15 protein-coding genes are annotated in these 19027 nt (G+C 63.4%); 9 read left to right on the top strand and 6 right to left on the bottom strand.

All coding sequences use genetic code 11. From position 1 onward, the window contains the following. Positions 1–9: 9 nt before the first annotated feature. The 3 genes from KHO30_RS38550 to KHO30_RS38540 all read right to left on the bottom strand — a co-directional run bounded on the left by KHO30_RS38550 (position 10) and on the right by KHO30_RS38540 (position 2363). Positions 10–684 (bottom strand): response regulator transcription factor, encoded by a 675-nt coding sequence (locus KHO30_RS38550; protein WP_200653213.1) that lies wholly within the window; start codon positions 682–684, stop codon positions 10–12. A 16-nt stretch (positions 685–700) separates the two neighbouring features. Beyond that, positions 701–1624, bottom strand: coding sequence for a LysR family transcriptional regulator (locus KHO30_RS38545; RefSeq protein ID WP_093647019.1), 924 nt, complete (start codon positions 1622–1624; stop codon positions 701–703). Positions 1625–1988: 364 nt separating this feature from the next. Beyond that, positions 1989–2363, bottom strand: coding sequence for a hypothetical protein (locus KHO30_RS38540; RefSeq protein WP_093647021.1), 375 nt, complete (start codon positions 2361–2363; stop codon positions 1989–1991). A gap of 765 nt (positions 2364–3128) precedes the next feature. Here KHO30_RS38540 and KHO30_RS38535 point away from each other — a divergent pair. Both KHO30_RS38535 and rfbC read left to right on the top strand, forming a co-directional pair. Then, a complete protein-coding gene (locus tag KHO30_RS38535) occupies positions 3129–4124 on the top strand; it encodes a GlxA family transcriptional regulator (RefSeq protein ID WP_093647069.1) in 996 nt (331 codons plus the stop codon). A 163-nt stretch (positions 4125–4287) separates the two neighbouring features. Next, entirely contained in the window at positions 4288–4839 is a 552-nt protein-coding gene (gene rfbC, locus KHO30_RS38530) for a dTDP-4-dehydrorhamnose 3,5-epimerase (protein WP_211704037.1), read from the top strand. Between the two features lie 55 nt (positions 4840–4894). Here the strand turns inward: rfbC and KHO30_RS38525 are convergent, their stop codons facing one another. Beyond that, positions 4895–5791 (bottom strand): EamA family transporter, encoded by an 897-nt coding sequence (locus KHO30_RS38525; RefSeq protein ID WP_211704036.1) that lies wholly within the window; start codon positions 5789–5791, stop codon positions 4895–4897. A 102-nt stretch (positions 5792–5893) separates the two neighbouring features. Between KHO30_RS38525 and KHO30_RS38520 the strand changes: the two genes are divergently transcribed. After that, a complete protein-coding gene (locus KHO30_RS38520) occupies positions 5894–6796 on the top strand; it encodes a LysR substrate-binding domain-containing protein (protein ID WP_234487045.1) in 903 nt (300 codons plus the stop codon). Between the two features lie 141 nt (positions 6797–6937). Next, the gene (locus KHO30_RS38515) at positions 6938–7567 is read left to right on the top strand and encodes a GNAT family N-acetyltransferase (protein ID WP_093647072.1); all 630 of its coding nucleotides are present in this window, start codon (positions 6938–6940) and stop codon (positions 7565–7567) included. Between the two features lie 130 nt (positions 7568–7697). Here KHO30_RS38515 and KHO30_RS38510 read toward each other — a convergent pair whose 3' ends face one another. Further along, positions 7698–7859 (bottom strand): DUF1328 domain-containing protein, encoded by a 162-nt coding sequence (locus tag KHO30_RS38510; RefSeq protein WP_035551387.1) that lies wholly within the window; start codon positions 7857–7859, stop codon positions 7698–7700. A gap of 993 nt (positions 7860–8852) precedes the next feature. On the opposite strand from KHO30_RS38510, the gene wecB reads away from it, so the two are divergent. From wecB to KHO30_RS38485, 5 genes are all read left to right on the top strand, one after another. Next, positions 8853–10049: a non-hydrolyzing UDP-N-acetylglucosamine 2-epimerase gene (gene wecB / locus KHO30_RS38505; protein ID WP_211704035.1), complete on the top strand. Its 1197-nt coding sequence runs from the start codon at positions 8853–8855 to the stop codon at positions 10047–10049. 101 nt (positions 10050–10150) lie between these two features. Continuing rightward, positions 10151–12337, top strand: coding sequence for a cellulose biosynthesis cyclic di-GMP-binding regulatory protein BcsB (locus KHO30_RS38500; RefSeq protein WP_211704044.1), 2187 nt, complete (start codon positions 10151–10153; stop codon positions 12335–12337). Beyond that, complete coding sequence (locus tag KHO30_RS38495; RefSeq protein WP_093647032.1) at positions 12334–14553, top strand: glycosyl transferase family protein; 2220 nt, start codon at positions 12334–12336, stop codon at positions 14551–14553. Before KHO30_RS38500 ends, KHO30_RS38495 begins: the two co-directional genes overlap by 4 nt. After that, entirely contained in the window at positions 14550–17252 is a 2703-nt protein-coding gene (locus tag KHO30_RS38490; RefSeq protein WP_211704034.1) for an NfrA family protein, read from the top strand. Before KHO30_RS38495 ends, KHO30_RS38490 begins: the two co-directional genes overlap by 4 nt. A 153-nt stretch (positions 17253–17405) precedes the next feature. After that, on the top strand, positions 17406–18305 hold the full coding sequence (locus KHO30_RS38485) for an alpha-amylase family protein (protein ID WP_211704043.1): 900 nt from the start codon (positions 17406–17408) through the stop codon (positions 18303–18305). Between the two features lie 15 nt (positions 18306–18320). Here the strand turns inward: KHO30_RS38485 and KHO30_RS38480 are convergent, their stop codons facing one another. Then, entirely contained in the window at positions 18321–18947 is a 627-nt protein-coding gene (locus KHO30_RS38480) for a LysE/ArgO family amino acid transporter (RefSeq protein WP_211704033.1), read from the bottom strand. Positions 18948–19027 lie beyond the last annotated feature (80 nt).

Raw genomic sequence — 19027 nt, 5'->3', positions numbered from 1 at the left:
GGGGCGGCGTCAGCCGAACAGATAGCCTGAGCCTCGAATGGTGCGAATCAACGGACGCTCGCCGGGCGTCTCGACTTTCTTGCGCAGACGGCCTACGTGTACGTCAATCAGGTTGGTGCCGGGGTCGAACCGGCAGCCCCACACGGCTTCGAAAATCATCGTGCGCGTGAGCACCTGGCCGGCGTGGCGCATCATGAATTCGAGCACGCGGAATTCGGTGGGTTGCAGATCGAGTTCGCGCTGCCGGTAGGTGACTTTGCGGCGCACGAGATCGAGTTCCAGTGCACCGTTGCGCAGCAGCGTTTCAGCTTTGGCATGACGTGGGCGGCGGCGCAACAGCACTTCCACGCGCGCGAACATTTCCTCGGGTGAGAACGGCTTCGTCAGATAGTCGTCGCCGCCGGCGCGCAGACCTTGAATGCGTTGATCGACGTCGGACATCGCACTCATCACGAGCACTGGCGTTTCCATGCCGACGCCACGCATCGTCGCCACGATGGTCAGGCCGTCGAGATCAGGCAGCATGCGGTCGAGCGTGACGACGTCGTAGTTGCCCGCCATCACTTTCGCCATGCCTTCGCGGCCGGTGCGCGCCACGTCGACAGAGAAACCGCTTGCGCTGAGCGTGCGCACGATGTCGTGGGCGATCAACTCGTCGTCTTCGATCGTCAGTATTTTGGGCATGATGCGCGGGCCCGGTTCAGGCCACCGCCCGCAAGGCAACCGGGCGGTCCGGCGCGCGATACTGGCTGACCGCGAAGTCGATGAAACTGCGCACACGCATCGACAGGTAATTGCGGCCGGAGTAGAGGATCGACACCTGGCGCGGGCCGCCGTTGATTTCGAACTGTTCGAGCACGGGGACGAGCGAACCTTGCGCAAGATCGTCGGCGATGATCGGCAGCGGCAGCAACGCGATACCCATATGGTTGAGCGCGGCCACGCGCACCATCGCGCTGCTGGTGGCGGTGAGCGCGCTGCCGGTGTTGACGCGATAGATGCCGTCGGCGTCGGCGAACTCCCAGGCACGCGACGAACCGTCGGAGACCGTCAACAAGCCGTGGCGGTTCAACGCCGACGGATCGCGAGGGGTGCCGTGACGCGCCAGATAGGCGGGGGACGCGACCGTCATTTCATGGACGCTGGTCAGCGTGCGACTCACCAAAGATGAGTTGGCAAGTCGGCGGTCGTCGGAGAAACACACATCGAAGCCACCTTCCACGAGATCGATATGCGTATCAAACGTTGTCACATCGAAATCCACGCGTGGATGCAGCGTGCGATACGCAGCCAGCAAGGTGCCCAGGCCGGCGGTCGCGAACGTCATCGGCGTCGCGATGCGCAACGTGCCCTGCGGATCGCGTGTGGTCTCCAGCAGGTTCGATTCCATCTCGTCGAGCTTCTCGATGATCGTGCGGCAGCCGTCGAGATACTCGCGGCCCACATCGGTCAGCGAAAGACTGCGCGTGGTGCGGTTTAGCAGGCGCATGTTCAGATGCGCTTCCAATGTGCCGACGCTGCGAGTGACCGCCGCCGCCGACATGCCTAACTGTCTCGCCGCAAGATTGAAGCTGGCAAGATCGACCACCCGTGTGAAGACACGCATCGCTTGTAGCTGGTTCATGTTGGAACAGTAGAGAAGGACGATGGCTGCATCATCGGCGATCGCGGATAAAACGGCACGCCCAGGTGGATTAAGTCTTTTTTAATTTTGTGCAATGTTCATGAACTGCGCGGGTAAAGCTGCATCCCGGTGCGTTCGTGAACGATCAGCAAGACTAAGCGACGCGCAAAAAAAGAGCGCGGCCAGAGCCGCGCTTCGGAAAGAGACCTGAATGAAAGTAACCGCTATGGGGCGGCGGGGGAAGTATAGATGCGGAGCGCCGCGAGGTGCATGCGCTCTCTGAAACGCAGTGCTACGCGAAACGCAACAAGCGGTAGCCATTCGCGAACCGGCTGAATCAACTGATCCAGCCGGTTCAGCCGATTCAATTGAGCATGCCGTGTACTTCGAGCGAGGCCTCCAGCTGCTGGGTCAACGCGTGATGCAGTCTGGCAAGGCTCTCGGTGGGGAGTGCAAAACCGGCCCAGCCGAGGCCAGAATGCCGCAGGAACAGCACGGCGCCGTCGTGCAGCGGATGTTTTTCGGCGTGCCAGCACGGATCGATTTCAATCACGTACTGATGGGCGCGCAGGGGTTCCTTCGGTACTTCCGGGCGCATCGTGGCGCGCAGCGCGCTGAGGTGCTCGATCACGGCATCCAGATCGGCCGTTTCGAGCAGTACCGCACGGTCCTCGATGGCGATGCGAACCGCGTTCTGTCCGTATTCGTTGACTCTCTCGATGCTCATGGGGCGCGACATATCTCTGCTCCTTGCTGCTCTTACGGTGAGCAAATTATGGCGCCGCCTCTCTTAACCAAGTCTTAAAGAGCGCGATCAAGGGATGAAACTTTGTTTAAGGAGACCGCTTGGCACGATTTCCGCCGATGCGGATAATTGTCTGACGTTTTTCCCTGCGCGCAGGTCAATGACCGGTGCATTGGTCATATGTAAAAGAGGCCGGATGTTTCAATATAGAAACATTTTTAGTCGTGTGGGAAATTAGTGTCGAAATGCTTAATCGGGAATGTTTCGATAAGTGTGCGGTTTGCCGCATTGGCACTGCCGATAAATTCCCGATTTGCGAATAAAAGCCTGATTGAATGTTCATTATTTGCGAGGTTTCGATTTCACGTTTGAAACATTTCTGTATGTGATTTCGATGAATCGCCATCGCGAATCCGGCAAGCCGTGCTGCGTCGGCGCGCCCGAGTAGAAGCCTTGAGCGTGGCTCTGTGCAAGGTTCTTCGACCTTCTGATGGTCAGACAGGCTGCTGCGGCCCGTTGCTATGCCGACTCATATGCCGACGGTCATATGAAACACACAATAATGGGTTTCGTCGTACATCTAATTTCTCAATACGGATTTGTTTTTCAAATTTACTATAGGGCGGCATTCAGCTAACATCACGCATAATCCGTTAAGCGGCGTTGCCGGTGGTTTTCATCCGCCGTAATTCAATTCGTCCATATCGTCCGGCCGACGGGGCAGCGGGGTCCACAATGTACGACAGCTTGGGGAAGATCATGCCGCACTTGCATCTGGATACTGCGAGGATTACCTGGTTACATACGCCGACGCTAAACGTGCGTAGTGCAGCGCGGCGAATCGGCGTGTTGCTGTTCGACGGCTTCTGGCTGCTCGGGCCAGGCACGGTAGTCGAGATGTTCCAGACCGCCAACGAACTCTCGGGCTCGCGGGCTGGCGAAGAGCCGCCTTACGAAGTGCAGTTTCTGTCGATGGACGGGGGCAGCGTCGCGAGTTCCTCGTCGGCGCGGATCTGGACCGATCGTATCGACACACGTTATGGCAGCGGTTTCGACGTGCTGTTCATCGCAGGGGGCTACGGCGCGCACGAGGCCGCGCTCGACGAACGCTTGCTGGGCTGGTTGCGATCGGTGCAAACGCGCACCCGTGCGATCGAGACGATCGGCGAGGGCCGTCTCGTGCTGGAAGCAGCGGGTCCCGCGGAGCATGACGGCTTGCAGGTGAATCGCTATCTGGGCAGTGCCGCGGCCGATGCCGTGCGTAGCGCAGCCAACGATCGTAACGACTGCGCGCGCAGCGCGCTGATGTTCATCAAACGCGATCTTGGCGCGGAGCTGGCGCGCAGCGTCGCCGATCGGGTGATGCCGGGTATGGCCGCGACCTGGGTGCCACTGCCGGCTGAGGGCGGCACGCTCAGCGTCGCCGAGAAAATCCGTGCCGCCGCGCGCTGGATGGAGGCGAATTGCGATCGTCCGGTGTCAGTTGCCGACGCAGCGCAAGTGGCGGCGATGAGCGAGCGCAATTTTCTGCGGCGTTTCAAGCATGAAATGCAGGTCACGCCTTCTGATTATCTGCTGCAGGTGAGGCTGCGTATTGCCTGCAACTTCCTGACCGAAACCGAACTACCGGTCGACAAGATCGCGCGCCGCAGCGGCACCGGCAACGGCGATCGCCTCGCGAAGATATTCCGCAAGCGTATGGCGCTGTCGCCCACCGAATATCGCGCGCGCAGCCGGGTGGCGACAGAGGCGTAAGCTTGAGCAGGCGCCGTGCAGATGGTGCAACTCAGGGTGCGACCTGGAGCGGGCGGGCGCGTGTGCAACGGCGTGCGCTGCGGCGTGTGTAGCCGTGCGTGCACCGGTGCGTGCGTCGGCGGTCGTGTTTTCTGCTGGCTGGCTTCTTACGAGCATAGTGGCCATGGGCAACAAGGTAATGGCGACAGCATTGCCGGAGGTGAAACTCATCGAGCCCGAGGTGTTTTGCGACGAATTTGGCTTCTGTTTCGAGAGCTTCAGCGCGGATGAGTTTACCGACGACGTCTCGCAAGGTTTCAATTTCGTGCAAGACCGTCATTTGCGGGCAGTGCGTGGCGTGTTACGCGGCTTGCACTATCAGGTGCATCGGCCGCAAGGTCGGCTCGTGCGCGTGGTGGTGGGAGAGGTGTTCGACGTCACCGTGGACGTGCGGCTCAATTCGCCGACCTTCGGCAAATGGAGCGGCGCATATCTGAGCGCGGCCAATCATCGGCAGGTGTGGGTGCCGCCGGGCTTCGCACACGGTTTCGTCGTGCTGTCCGACGTCGCCGAATGCCTGTGGAAGACCACCGAATACTGGTTCCCCGAACTCGAGCGCTGCATCTTGTGGAGCGATCCCGACATCGGTATCGACTGGCCAATTGAAATCGAGCCGATCCTCGGCGCGAAGGACGCAGCGGGCCGGCGTCTTTACGAGGCGGAAAATATCGCCTGAGCGCTGCGCATGCACATGCTCATTGACATGCGCACGCAGCGGTTCAACGCCTTGTTCAGCGTGTCGCCACCACGGCGCCCACGCTCGCCGCAACCACCAGCAGCGTACCTGCGATCTGCAAGACCCCCATCGGTTGATGCAGCACCACGAAGCCGGCCAGCGCGCCGATCGCCGGTTCGACACTCATCAGTATCCCGAACGATGAGGCTGGCATATGCCGTAACGCCACCATTTCCAGCGCATAGGGTAACAGTGGGACCAGCAACGCTAGGCCCGCGGTTGCGGCGATCTGTCCTGCGGCGATGTGTATGCCGCTTTGCGCGAAGCCAAACGGCGTGGCAACCAGCGCCGCTGCGATCAGCGACACCGACAATCCTTCGAGTCCGGCGAACAGCGTGCCGGTCTTTTTCATCAACACGATATAGCTGCCCCAGCCGAGCGCGGCCCCGAACGCGAGCAATACGCCGAGCGGCTCGCCGATCCAGCCCGCGTGATCGCGCGAGAGCAGCAGCACGCCGGCAATCGCCAATGCAGGCCACAGTAACGCTCGCGCGCGGCGTACCGCGAAAGTCGCTACGGCGAGCGGCCCGAGAAAATCGATCGCGACGGCGAGCCCCAATGGAATCCGCTGAAGCGCCGCGAAAAAGCACAGCGTCATGCCGGCCATCGCGGCGCCCAACGCACCGGCCGCGAGCCAATGCGAGCGCGAGTAGGTGAAGAAACGCGGGCGCACCAGCAACGCAAGCACGACGGCCGCCCAGCAAAGACGCAACCAGGTGGTGCTGAGCGAGCCGTACTCGGCCATCGTCGGCGCGGAGAGCGCGGCGCCGAACTGCACGCTCGACATGGACAGCACGCACAGGAGGGCTGCGCCGGCTGCGGCACTGGCGGGCTTCACGGATGCTGATGTTGGCACAGGATTCAGCGCCGGTTTGATGGTGGTGTCCTGCATCTTGGCCTCGTTACCGCTCTTCGGATGGGGTGGCAGCTATCTTATCGGTGCAGGCGGTATTAAGATAAGTTGATATTTCTTATGACCACTTCAAGAAACGTGATGACCCGAGATCTCGACAGCAGTCTCCTGCGCGCGTTCGTCACCGTGGCGGAAGCCGGCGCCGTGGGTGTGGCGGCGGCCCGCCTGGCCCGCACCCAGGCGGCGGTGAGCATGCAATTGCGCCGGCTCGAAGAAGAGTTGGGGCAGCGTTTGCTCGACCGCTCGCCGCGTGGCGTGCAACTCACCGAAGCAGGGCATCTGCTGCTGCCGTTCGCGCATACGATCCTCGGCGCGGGCGCCGATGCGCGGCGGGCGCTGAGCGCGGGGCAGGTGTCCGGCACGGTGCGGCTCGGCATGCTGGAAGACATCGCGGTTGGTCGGCTGCCGCGCGCGTTGCGGCGCTTTTCGATCGCTTATCCGCAGGTGGCGCTGGAGATCGTGGTCGATACCAGCTCGGCGTTGTCGAGCCGGCTTGCGGACGGCGGCCTCGACGTGGTGGTGGGAGACCCCGCGCTGGTCGAGTCGGTACCGCTGCTGACGTGGACGCAGCCGCTCTTCTGGGTCGGCGCACGCGGGTTCAGCCGCGACGGTGACGCCGTGCTGCCGGTGGTTGCGTTCGGCGGCGCGTGTCTGTGGCAGCAACAGGTGTTGACGGCGCTGCGGCGCGCGGGGATTGCGTGGCGCATTGTGTGCACCAGCACCAGTTTGCCGGCGGTGCAGTCGGCCGTGGAAGCGGGACTCGGTGTGTCGGTGCTGCTCGATGGCAATATCCGCTCGGAGTCGATGCGCGTGCTCGGCCAGGCCGATGGATTGCCCGATGCGCCAACCGCCGATTTTGGACTCTTCATGCGACCGGTTTCCGGTGCGCAGGCGGCCGCTGTGCAGACATTGCAGACGTTCCTGTGCGAGGAATTGCATCTTGGCTTGCGCGAGAGCGAGCCGCTTGTGGCACCGGCGGGTTAGAGCGCGGACAAGCTGCGTCGACAACATGCTGGCACGCAGGTCGGCAGGCACATCCCATGTGAGTTTTTACGACATTTTTTCTTGAGACGCCTACGCGTGAAATCTACACTTCGCGCATCTTGACAGCGCGAGGTGCTCAACGTGAAGCGACGTGCAACGACGCAGCAATCCGTCCGTATCGATTACGTATGTCATGGCGTAGGCCGTGTCGAACTGCGCCGCTTCGATCCATCGCGCGATTCGTATGTCGCGTTGACCGCGCTGCTGCATCGCGCTTTCACCCGACTCGGTTCGATGGGGCTGAATTGCACCTGTGTGGATCAAACGGTGGAGACGACACGCTCTCGCGCGACGCGGGGCGATTGCTATGTGGCGGTCTGCGAAGGACGCATTGTCGGCACGATGACGCTGTATGCACCGGACCGTGAGTCGTTGTGCGATCTATACAGGCGCGACGATATTGCCAGCTTGCGCCAGTTCGGCGTGGAGCCGGTATGGCAGGCGCGTGGCATCGGTACGCTGTTGATCGCTTTCGCCGATCACTGGGCCGCGACGCGCGGCTACGCGGAGCTCGCGCTCGATACGCCGCAGCCGGCTGCACATCTCATTACGTTTTACAGAGGGCAGGGGTTTCGCATTGTCGATTTCGTACGCTTTGACGGCAAGCACTACGACAGCGCGATCTTGAGCAAGCCGCCGGTAGCGACGCGCACGCTCGCGAACTGGTCGCACAGATTGACCGTACCGACGAGGATCGCGCGCGCGGCATGATGAAGGTACGCTGGCGATAAAAACCCCGGTGCGGGCAGCAACTATTGCAATACCGTGTGGCAAGTATTGCAACGCGCTGCTGATCCACGCACCGGGGCGGGTGTTTCTTCTTACCTGTTCGATGCGGAGGTCAGCGTCGCATCACGCCCATCAGCAAGGTGACGAGGAAGATCACCACGAAGATGAAGAACAGGACCTTGGCGATTTCCGTCGCGCCTGCGGCAATGCCGCCGAAGCCGAATACCGCGGCGATGATCGCGATGATGAAGAAGATTACAGCGTATCGAAGCATGGGGCCTCCCACCGATGGATTGCTGGATCGAAGTTGAAAACGGCTACTCGTTGTGGGCACTGCGTGCTTTGACGGGTTGTTGCCGGCGAGCGATATACAGCAATAGGTGTGCCCAGCAGCAGGAGGAACAGGGCCGCTCCTGATCCGCGAGCTGGAACTCAATCAGCTGATGATCTTCGAACGCGTTCTGGAAACGCGCTTCGTCGTGCCGCCGCCTCATATAATTCGGAACCCTTATAAAGCGATTGATCGATGCCGATTCGTTTGGCTCGTGATTGGCTTGATCTGGGGAATTCAGCGTGCGTTGAACGGGCACGCTCCACGACGAAACCCATCCCGCCACCGGCGTCACTGTCGCGTTGCTGCAACAACGCGGCATCCGCGTATCCGCAGAGTCGCAGAGCGCCGAACTGATCACGGAAATCGAAACCCCAATCCAGCAAGGCAGACATACACAGTCAATTTGAACGGGTAGTTCATGATATTGCCCGCACCACGTCGAATCCACCGATAACGTTTGCGCGGCCTTAATCTGCGGGCTATGCCACTTGAGCGAATGAAGCAGGGAAAATGTTAATTATAATTTAACATTTACGGATTTTAAAAATGATTGGCTCAAATTTAACGCTTTCATAAACATTCGGAAAACGTTTGCGCCGGTTTAATCCCCCGGCTTGGGCGGCAACAACCCCGCTTCACGGTTGCCACGGCCGCCGCGGAGCCGCCACATAGGGGAAAATCCATTGTGAGATAAGGTGAAATACGCGTTAGAATGCGCGTCGATTCACCATCAATGGCTGCTCGCTCAAACGACGCTCACGTGAATCCAGTCGGCAGTTATTGCATCCGATCGAATCGTTCCCGGCGCATATGGGAACTGCCAGTAATTATCGGCGATGGGCAAATCGGATCTGTAAATATCGGGGTGCGATGTTAACGCGTGCTTCGCATTACCTGTCGCCAATAAAACATTCAAATAAAGATCGAGGGCATATGCCAACGAGGGTTCTGTCGATTTTCGGCACGCGGCCGGAAGCCATCAAAATGGCGCCGCTGCTCAAACAACTGGAAGCCGACGCCGGCATCGAGTCGGTGGTCTGCGTCACAGGCCAGCATCAGCAGATGCTCGATCAGGTACTCGATCTGTTCCAGATCAAACCGCATCACAACCTCGCCCTGATGACCGGCAACCAGACGCTCAACGGTCTGGCTTCGCGTCTCATCGCGTCGCTCGACGACGTGCTCGCAAGCGTTCAACCGGATCGTGTGCTGGTGCACGGTGATACGACCACCGCGTCCGCGGCGGCGCTGGCCTCGTTTCATCGGCGGATTCCGATCGGTCATGTCGAAGCGGGCCTGCGGACCGGCAACCTGATGCAGCCTTGGCCGGAAGAAATGAACCGCCGCGTGGTAGATGTCATGAGCGATCTGATGTTCGCGCCCACCGCGAGCTCGAAAGCGAACCTCGCGCACGAAGCGCTGCATGGCAAGATCATCGTAACCGGCAATACGGTGATCGACGCACTGAACCTCACCACCGCGCGCATCGACAGCGACGCGGCACTGCGCGCCGAGCTGGACGCGCGCTTGCCGTTCCTCGACGGCGCGCTGCCGGTGTTGCTCGTCACGGGCCATCGCCGCGAGAGCTTCGGTGCGGGCTTCGCGAATATCTGCGCGGCACTCGCGGATCTGGCGAAGACTAACAAGGTCCAGATCGTCTATCCGGTGCATTTGAATCCGAACGTGCGCGGGCCGGTGCAGGAAACCCTCGGCACGGCGCGCAACGTGCATCTGATCGATCCGCTCGACTATCTGGGTTTTGTGCGTCTGATGCAGCGCGCCTCGATCATTCTCACGGACTCTGGCGGCGTGCAGGAAGAAGCGCCCGCGCTCGGCAAACCGGTGCTGGTGATGCGCGACGTGACTGAGCGTCCGGAAGCGGTGGCGGCCAGCACGGTACGCCTCGTCGGCACGGAGCGCGAAGCGATCGTCCGCGCGGTGACGGGCTTACTTGACGACGCAGGCGAGCGCGGCGATTTCGCGCATCGCGTCAACCCATACGGCGACGGCCATGCATCCCAACGGATTGTGGCGGCGTTGACCGGACGTCCGTTCGACGAGTTCGTGAGTGGCGGCATCGATGGGACGGGGCAGGTTCCGCACAAACAATGCGCAAAAGCCGTGCAATAGCGCCGCGCGGGCCGCAGTTCCAGACAATCCATGCAGTGCGAATCAGCTTCACTGTTTGCGCGCTAATTAAGAGAAAAGACAACGTGACCTCCCATACGCCAATGCGCCGCCTCGCGCGCCCCCGCCTGAATGCACTTGCAGTGCTGTTGCTGCTTGCCGCGACGGCCCATGCTCAACAGTCGGCCGACGTCGCCGGCAGCTTCGCGCAACTCGGCAGCGGCCGTCTCGCCACGCGTACGGTGTCGCTGGCCGAACTGGGAATGCGTGATCCGGTCGTGTTGCGCGCGCCGGACGGCCGTCAGGAACTGTATCTGCCCGTGCCGGCCGGTGTGCCATTGAGCGACGCGGCCTTGCAGATCGACGGCAGCTATCTGCGCGGCAACGGCGGCCGCACGACCATGCTGGTATCGCTCGACGGCGCACCGGTGCTCTCGCGCAGTCCGACGCAGGACCAGGGCGACGCGTCGGCGAGTCTCGGCGTGGATGGCGCGGCGCGGCCGGGCGGCTTCGTGCGCGTGGGCCTCGACTGGTCGTCGGTGCTCAGCGATAACGTCTGTACCGATCAGACCGCGATCGGCAACGTCTGGCGCATCGCGCCGACTTCGCGGCTGACCTATCGCTACGATCCGGACGCGATCGTCGATCTGCGCAGCGCGTGGAGCGCCTTGCCGCAAAAGCCGGTGGTAATGCTCGGCGCGAACACGCTCGCGGCGCCGGCGTTCGATGCAGGCTGGCGCGTCGAAGCGCTGCTGCAACGCGAAGGCCGCACGCCGGCAACGCGGACGTGGCCGGCGGTGGGCGACACGGTCGATCTCGGTGACACCGAAGTGCCGGCGCCGCTGCGCGCGATTCCGGCTTTTGCGGCGCTGGCTGCGGGCGGTTCGCACAAGCTGGCGAACCCGGCGGAAGCGGGCGCCTTGATCGCACTCACGCCGCGCCCGGCGTTCGCGCCGGACGTGATCGTCGCCGACGACACGGTGCGCAACACGCTGAAGACTTCCCTCGATGCCTTGCGCGAACAGGTCGTCAGCGCCGCGCCGGGTGCAAGCGAGGCATTCGATGCATGGCGTGCTCGCGCGATCGATCCGATCGCCAAGCCGCTCGCCGCGGGCGAAGTGCGCCTTGCTCACCTCGGCGGCCAGACCGCGATCGTGATCGGCGATAACGACGGCGTGGCGGTCCTCGCGCGCTCGTGGCGTCCGATCGACGTGACGAGCCGTCTTGTGGTCCATCAGATCGACACCGCGCCGAACACGCGCGGCGACGAAATCGCGCTATCGCTGCTGGGCGGCCAGCCGCGCACGCTCGACGTGCAGGGCCGCGCCACCTGGGACGCGAGTTTCGATCTGGGTGCGGCGTCGGGCAACGGCAAGTTGCCGGGCACCGTGGTGCTCGACGTGGCTGCGTCGCCGACGCTGAACAACACCGCGCAAACCGCCTCGATCTATTTCAACGACGTGCTGATCGGCTCGCAATTGCTGACCGCCAACGGCAAACCGCAGCGCATCACTGCGCGCGTGCCGCATTACGCGCTCGCCCCGAACAACGTGCTGCGCGTGGAGTTCCAGCGTCAACCGGAAGGCGGCTGCCAGGCGCGCGGCCAAGGTCATCCGATTGCCGTTCTGCCGAGCAGCCATCTCACGCTCACCGATGCGAAAGTCGGCGACGACTTCACCGGCATGGTGGCGCGCTTCGCGTCGGAAGCGAATGTGATCGTGCCGGCCTCGTATCTGAACGACGCCACACGAGTGCTGCCGCGCGTCGCGCGACTGGTGAACGCGAGCGGCATCGCGCCGACCCGTGCGACCTTCAGCGTTACACGTGACGGCGAAGCGGCGAGCCCGAAGGGCGCCTTCCTCGCAGCCGACGTCACGCTCGCCGATGAGAAGAGCCTCGCCCATCTGTCGAAAGACCGTCTGTCGCTCACCGATGCATCCGGCAAGATGCTGGCGGATATTTCGGGTTTGAACCGCGTCGGCGTGATCGAAGCGGTCAAGTCGGGCAGCGTATCGGGCATCGTGTATCGCACGGTGGGCGATACGGCGGCGATTCTGCCTGCCTCGCTGCAACTGTCGCGCGGCGACGTCGCGATCGTCGACGGCAGCGGCACGTTGCGCCAGTTCGATACGCGTCATCCGGGCGAAGTGGTTGGCGCAGACGACGTTGAAGGCCCGTGGTTCATGCAGAGCTGGGTGCGTTGGGGCATCCCGGCCGGCCTCGTCGGCTTGCTGATCGTGTTGCTGCTGGTGGCCGGCGTGGCGCGTCGCAGGAATCAGGACAAGTCGTGAGCTTCGCGCTAATCAAATGGTATGCGGGCTACGCGGTAGCCCACTATTACCAGGGGCTCGAATACGTCGCGGCGCTGGTGGCGTTCGTTATCCTGCTGTCCAGCCTCGACGATCTGTTCATCGACCTCTGGTACTGGACCCGCACGCTCTATCGTCACTTCACGGTGCAGCGCGCCTACAAGCCGCTTACCAGCGCGCAGCTGTATCAGCGAGACGAGCAGCCGATCGCGATCATGGTGCCCGCGTGGCACGAGTACGACGTGGTCGCGGCAATGATCGAAGACCTGGTGCGGGTGCTGGATTACCGCAACTATGTGGTGTTTGTCGGCACCTATCAGAACGACCCGCAGACCATCGCCGAAGTCGAACGGATGCGCCGCCGCTATAAGCAGCTGCGCCGCGTGGAAGTGCCGCACGACGGTCCGACCTGCAAGGCCGACTGTCTGAACTGGGTGATCCAGGCAATCTTTAAGTACGAGGCAGAAGCGGGCGTCGAATTCGCCGGCGTGGTGCTGCACGACAGCGAGGATGTGCTGCATCCGGTCGAGCTGCGCTTTTTCAACTATCTGCTGCCGCGCAAGGACATGATCCAGTTGCCGGTGGCTTCGCTCGAGCGCAACTGGTTCGAACTCGTGGCCGGCACCTATATGGACGAGTTCGCCGAATGGCACGCGAAAGATCTGGTGGTGCGCGAGAGCCTGGTCGGCTCGGTGCCCTCAGCGGGTGTCGGCACGTGTTTTTCACGGCGCGCGCTCCTCGCGCTGAACGCTGAAACCGACAACCAGCCGTTTAACACCGAGAGCCTCACCGAGGACTACGACGTCGGTGCGCGCCTCGGCAAGATGGGCATGCAGTCGATCTTCGCGCGCTTTCCGGTGCAATTCGCCACGCGCCGCAAGGCGTGGTTCGGTCTTGGCCGCGAACGCGACATCACCGTGACGATGCCGCTCTGCGTGCGCGAATTCTTCCCGGATACGTTTCGCACCGCCTATCGGCAGCGCGCGCGCTGGACGCTCGGCATCGGCTTGCAAGGGTGGAAGCAGACCGGCTGGAGCGGCTCGTTCGCCAATCGCTATCTGCTGTTCCGTGACCGCAAAGGCATCGTTACCGCGTTCGTCGGCATCATTGCGTATGCGCTGGTGATCCAGTTTCTGCTCTTCGCCGGCGCGGATCTGCTCGGCTTGATGCCGGAGCTGATCGCTTCGCCGTTCGCCGATTCGCCATGGCTGCAAGCGCTGCTGTGGGCCAACGGTTGCGCGTTGCTGTTGCGCGTGGGGCAGCGTATCTATTTCGTGACCCGTCTCTACGGCTGGGAGCACGGGGTGCTGTCCGTGCCGCGCATGGTGGTGGGCAACTTCATCAACTTCATGGCTGTCTCGCGGGCGTGGAAGATGTTCCTCACGCACCTCGTGACCGGCAAGCGGCTGGCATGGGACAAGACCATGCATGACTTCCCGTCCGCCGACGGCTTTAACAATCGCCGTCAGCGTCTTGGGGAATTGCTGCTGTCGTGGCAGGCCATCGATCCGGACAAGCTCGAACAGGCGCTCGGTGAAAGCCATGCGCGTGAGGCGCCGCTCGGCCGCGTGCTGATGGCCAAGGGCTGGCTCGACGAGGAAACCCTCGCGGAAGCCATTGCCTTCCAGTCTGACTTGCCGCGTGGCCACGTGGCGCTCGAACGCATCAAGGACGATGCAAAGCGCTTGCCGCTCGAAGCGATCGTGCGCCATCGCGTGTTGCCGCAGGCCGACGCTGCAGGTCGCCGGACGATTCTGCTGACTGCGAGTCCGCTCGCCGAACCGGTGTTCGCGGAACTGAGCGCGCTGGTCGGTGGAACGGTCTCTCAGGAGATCGTTCGTGAGGGCGAGATCGCCGCGGGGCTGCGCGTGTTGCGCGGCGTCGAGATCGCGGCGCCGGCGGGCGAGGGCGGGCAGCTGGGTATGGGTGCCGTGGAAGGTGGGGCAGCGGGCGCATCGTCGGCCGAGGGCGCCGAACCCGTGCCGGCACGCAGCGTGCCGCTGATCGGCGATCTGCTGATCGAGCATGGCCACGTGCGCCGCGAGGCCTTCGAAGCGGCGATGCAGGACTACCGCCCGGATCGCCATGGCCGCATCGGCGACTACATGGTGGCGCGCGGTGTGATCTCGCGTGCCGCACTCGAGAACGTAATTGAGCAACAGCGCCGCCTTCAGGGCGCTCTGGCGGCATCCGAATGAGCGATTCTTTTTTCTTCCGGCGTGCGTGGATGGCGCGTGCTTCTTTGGGGGCTTCGGCTTCTGGTTCAACGGTGGCTTTCGCTTCCGCGTGCGGTGCAAGTATGGCTTCAACGGCAACTTCAACCGCGGCTCCGATTGCGGCGTCTGCATTCACGCTGCGCGGCGTCACTGCTGCGATGGTGGCCGGTGCGTTGTGCTTGAGCAGCGCAGCGGCGTTTGCGCAGAGCCCAGCGGCGGCTCCATCCGAACACAATGCGCTGCCGTTGAGCGGCGCCGCCTATCGGGTGGCGCAGGACGCGTATGCCGCCTATGGGCGCGGCGACTACAGCGGCGCGATCACGCGGGCGCGCGAGGCGATTCGCCAGCGCCCCGACGTCGTGTCGCTGCGTGTGCTGCTCGCCAACGCGCTCGCCGCGCAACGCCGTTATAGCGAAGCAAGCCGCTCGCTCGGCGACGCGATCGCGCAGATCGGCCGCGATCCGGCGCTGGTCTCGCGTCGCAAGCAGATCGACGCGTTAAACGTGTCGACCCGCGCGGCCTCACGCGCCGGCCGTCAGCAACCGGGCGACCCGGACGCGCTGACCGGTGCTGCATTGACGGCCGCACAGCAGGCCTACAAGGCGTATGCGGTGAAGGATTTTGCGGGCACGGTCCGGTACGCGAACGAGGCGATCGCATTGCGTCCCGATCTGCTGCGCCTGCGCTTGCTGCTGATCGACGCGGCGAGCGCGGCCGGTCAGGACACCGATGCATGGAACGCCGATCTCGATGCAAGCAAACGCTTCGGCGACAACGACGAGCTGCGCGTGAGGCGCAGCTTTATCGGCAGCCGTCTGGCACCGAAGTCGTCGGGTGCATCGTTCGCGGCGCGCAAGAAGGGCGACTACGTGGAAGCCGCCGCGCTCGCGCGTGAGGCGGTCGCCTATGCGCCGGACTTGGTCGGCTACCGCATCCAGCTGATCGACGCGCTGTTCGCCGCGAACGATCTGCCTGGCGTGCAAGCGGCGGCGAGTGCGGCCATTGTCGCCGACGATACGGAAATCATGCCGCTTACGCTGCGTGGTTATACGCTGGCCGCGCAGGGCAAGACGGCAGAAGCCGAGGCGGACTTCGCCAAAGCGCTGCACGCCAACGCTGCGACCCAGCGCAACAAACGCGTGGCGCGCGTGATCATCGCCGATGTATGGATCGCGGAAGGGCAGCCGCAGCGCGCGCTCGATCTGCTCGCGCCGCTGAAGACGAATGGCGATGACACTGATGCGCCGATTGCGTTGCGCCGCGCGCAGGCACGACGGTTGTTGACGCAAGCGCCGGCGGTTGGAGCGCATGCTGCGAGCGCGTCTGATGCGATCAGCGCCGCGAGCACGACGGCCGCAATGACCACTTCGCTCATTTCGCCCGTCCCCACCACACCGATTGATCCCGCACGCCGTCCCGTCTTCGACTGCGTCGTCGATCAGTTCGGCGCGAGCTGCGACGTGTACGCCGCCGATCCCGGCTTCGCGGCGGCGCGTGCAGCAGCGACGGCGGCGGCCGCGAACGACAAACCCGGCGCGGTCGGCTATGCGCGCGAAGCGGTGAAGGCCGCGCCTGACGATCCACAGCATCGCGTCGAACTGATCAATGCGCTGAGCGCCGCCGGCGACGACCGCGCCGCGGCGAGCGAAGCGCAGCAGATGGTCGATGCCGGCATGCTCGACGCGATGCCCGACATGACCGCCGCGTACATCGCGCGACGGGCCGGCAACAACCGCGTCGCGTACCAACGCTTCACCATGGCCGACAAGGCCGGCACCATGCCGGCCAGCGCCGCTGCCGACGCGGGCTATGCGGCGGTCCAGGCGCACCGCAATCGCGAAGCCGCGCAGTACTTTGAGCGCGCGATCGACGCCAGCGCCACGCCAACGGACGACAGGCCGCCGGCCACACCGGCGCAACTGAACGAGATGCGCAGCGCGCACGCCGAGGCTACACGCAACTGGGGCTTCGACACATCGCTCAACTATCGCGGCGCGGGCATGCAGCCGGGCTATGCGTCGTCGCCGACGCCGGGCACGTCGAACAACTGGCAGGCCGGCGTGGAAGCCTACTGGCGTCCGTTCGGCAGTCTCGGCGACCGGATGTTCGAACTCTACGCACGCGGCTATGAAAGCTTCGGTGTGAAGAACGGCGGCGCGAGCGGCATCGATACCTTGCAGGCCACCGTCGGCGCGCGCGCCAAGCCGTTCTCGCAGATCGACGCGATCGTCGCCTTCGAACGGATCATTCCGATCGGCTCGCGGGTCAATCCCGACTGGCTCGCGCGGCTCGCATATTCAGGCGGTTATGGCATCGAGCGCCGGGTGGACGTGCCGTCGTGGTGGACCGCGCAGGTCTACGCCGAAACGGGCGCCTATCTGAACGCGGGATCGGTCTATGCGACCACGAATCTCGAACTGGGCCGCACCTTCCGCATGGACCGTTACAGCCCGAAGTGGACCGTGTTCCCGTATGCCGTGATCGGCGCGGACTACGACTCGAGCGTCAATCACAGCATTCCGCTCGGAGCCGGTGTAGGGATTTCGACGCGTTACTGGTTCCGCGACAGCAAATACGACGCACCGCGCTCGTATGTCGATCTGTCGGTGCAGTACCGCCTGAAAATCACAGGCGACGAACGCGCGCGCGGGGTGTTCTTCGGCGCGATCTACTCGTATTGACTCAGGACGATGTCGTGCGCCTGCCGTCGTATATGATCCCGTCAGAATTGCTCGCGTGCCGGTCCTTGCCGGTATCGGTCAACGTCAAGATCGATCGCGCGCAACTTGTTCAGGATTATCGTGACGTTCATTTCAAAGCACAGCGCCAGCACAATGCGTAATCCACACGACGTTCAGACTCGAGAGGGCGAGCCGGTCTCCCCACGCCGCCGCGCGCTGCTGGCGGCGAGTGCGTGCGCCGCGCTCGTGTACGGCTGCTCGGCGCCAGGTGCAGGCGACGCCGGCGCGTTGGCGCAGGGCGTGGTGTGGCAACTCGACGATGATCATGTCGACCCGCGCGGAGACTGGAATCGCCTTGGCGTGACGGATCTGCTCGTGCAATGGACGGCGGTGGACGGCATGTCGTTTCTGCCCGGCACCGCCATGCAAACGGTTCGACGTCTGCCGGACTGGACACGGATTGCCGGCGAACCGTGGGCGCGCAATGTGATCGTCGGTCTCGCCGGACGTTTCGACGAGACCACGGCCCGTGCGCAGGTGGCGCAACTGGTCGAGCAATCGAGGCAGCTGGCGGCCGTGCGGCCTGCGGTTCACATCGATGGCTATTACTTTCCGGTGGAGGTCGACCCGACCTGGAAGGATGCCGCCGCGCTCGCGCCCTTGCTAAACAAGCTGCCACGGCCGCTGTGGATCAGTGTCTACGACAACGCGAATATCGGCGGCACGGCGCTGGCAGCGTGGCTGGACGGCTGGCTGCCGCGCGATGTCGGCGTGTTTCTGCAGGATGGCTGCGGTGTCTATGCGCGCGGCCCAGCGGCCGCGCGTGAGTATGCGGATGCGTTGGCGGCGCGGCTCGGCAAGGACCGTGTGCGAATCATCGCCGAGGCATTTCGTCCGGCCCAGGGTGGTGCATTCCGCGCGGCGACGGCTGCTGAACTGTCGCCGCAATTGCTCGCGTATCGCGGCTACCGGACCTATCTCTTCGACGGACCGCATTACGTGTCGGCGCAACTCGTGCAGGATCTGCTCGGCATGCAGCAGGTGCAGAAGTAGGGCGCCCGCCGGCAATCACCGCAACTGCGTCACCGCCAGCAGCAACACCATGCTGCCGATCGCGCCATCCAGCACGCGCCACGCCGTCGCGCGGCGAAACAGCGGCGCCAACGCGCGGGCGCCATAACCCAAACCGATAAACCACATTCCGCTCACCGCCATCGCGCCGAGCGCAAACGCCACCCGTGCGCCGTCCGGTTCACGCGCACCGGCCGTGCCGATCAGCAGGAAGGTGTCGAGATATACGTGCGGATTGAGCCACGTGAAGGCCAGCGTCATCAGGATGATCGGCAGTGCGGGTTGCACGGGTGCTGCTGCGCTCGTGCCGTCCGCATTGGCGTCCAGTACCGCATGGCCCGGGCGCACCGCACGGCGCAGCGCGTTGATGCCGAACCACGCCAGATAAGCGAGCCCGACATACAGCATCGTGTGGACGAACACCGGATAGCGCTCCACCAGAACCGATGCACCACCGACACCCGCGCCGATCAGGATGCAATCCGACAGCGCACACAGAGCGACGATCTTGCCGACGTGCGAGCGCATGATGCCCTGACGCAGCACGAACGCATTCTGGGCGCCGATCGTCACGATCAGCGACGCGCACAGGGCAGCACCGTGGGAAAAAGACAGCCAATTCATAATCGATCCAGTAGACGGGGAAAGCGAACAAGGCTAGTCTGCGGTTTTGCTACTCATAAGAGAAGCTAATTTACTTAATG

Origin of the sequence: Paraburkholderia aspalathi, from assembly GCF_905220735.1 — a bacterium.
GTDB lineage: Bacteria > Pseudomonadota > Gammaproteobacteria > Burkholderiales > Burkholderiaceae > Paraburkholderia > Paraburkholderia aspalathi.
The sequence above is the reverse complement of the archived record's forward strand: the minus strand, read 5'-3'. Positions and strand labels throughout refer to the sequence as shown.

Excerpts from the sequence above, each read along its gene's own strand:
- KHO30_RS38550 (WP_200653213.1), bottom strand. The coding sequence starts at position 684 with ATGCCCAAAATACTGACGATCGAAGACGACGAGTTGATCGCCCACGAC.
- KHO30_RS38545 (WP_093647019.1), bottom strand. The coding sequence starts at position 1,624 with ATGAACCAGCTACAAGCGATGCGTGTCTTCACACGGGTGGTCGATCTT.
- KHO30_RS38540 (WP_093647021.1), bottom strand. The coding sequence starts at position 2,363 with ATGTCGCGCCCCATGAGCATCGAGAGAGTCAACGAATACGGACAGAAC.
- KHO30_RS38535 (WP_093647069.1), top strand. The coding sequence starts at position 3,129 with ATGCCGCACTTGCATCTGGATACTGCGAGGATTACCTGGTTACATACG.
- rfbC (WP_211704037.1), top strand. The coding sequence starts at position 4,288 with ATGGGCAACAAGGTAATGGCGACAGCATTGCCGGAGGTGAAACTCATC.
- KHO30_RS38525 (WP_211704036.1), bottom strand. The coding sequence starts at position 5,791 with ATGCAGGACACCACCATCAAACCGGCGCTGAATCCTGTGCCAACATCA.
- KHO30_RS38520 (WP_234487045.1), top strand. The coding sequence starts at position 5,894 with ATGACCCGAGATCTCGACAGCAGTCTCCTGCGCGCGTTCGTCACCGTG.
- KHO30_RS38510 (WP_035551387.1), bottom strand. The coding sequence starts at position 7,859 with ATGCTTCGATACGCTGTAATCTTCTTCATCATCGCGATCATCGCCGCG.
- wecB (WP_211704035.1), top strand. The coding sequence starts at position 8,853 with ATGCCAACGAGGGTTCTGTCGATTTTCGGCACGCGGCCGGAAGCCATC.
- KHO30_RS38500 (WP_211704044.1), top strand. The coding sequence starts at position 10,151 with ATGCGCCGCCTCGCGCGCCCCCGCCTGAATGCACTTGCAGTGCTGTTG.
- KHO30_RS38490 (WP_211704034.1), top strand. The coding sequence starts at position 14,550 with ATGAGCGATTCTTTTTTCTTCCGGCGTGCGTGGATGGCGCGTGCTTCT.
- KHO30_RS38485 (WP_211704043.1), top strand. The coding sequence starts at position 17,406 with ATGCGTAATCCACACGACGTTCAGACTCGAGAGGGCGAGCCGGTCTCC.
- KHO30_RS38480 (WP_211704033.1), bottom strand. The coding sequence starts at position 18,947 with ATGAATTGGCTGTCTTTTTCCCACGGTGCTGCCCTGTGCGCGTCGCTG.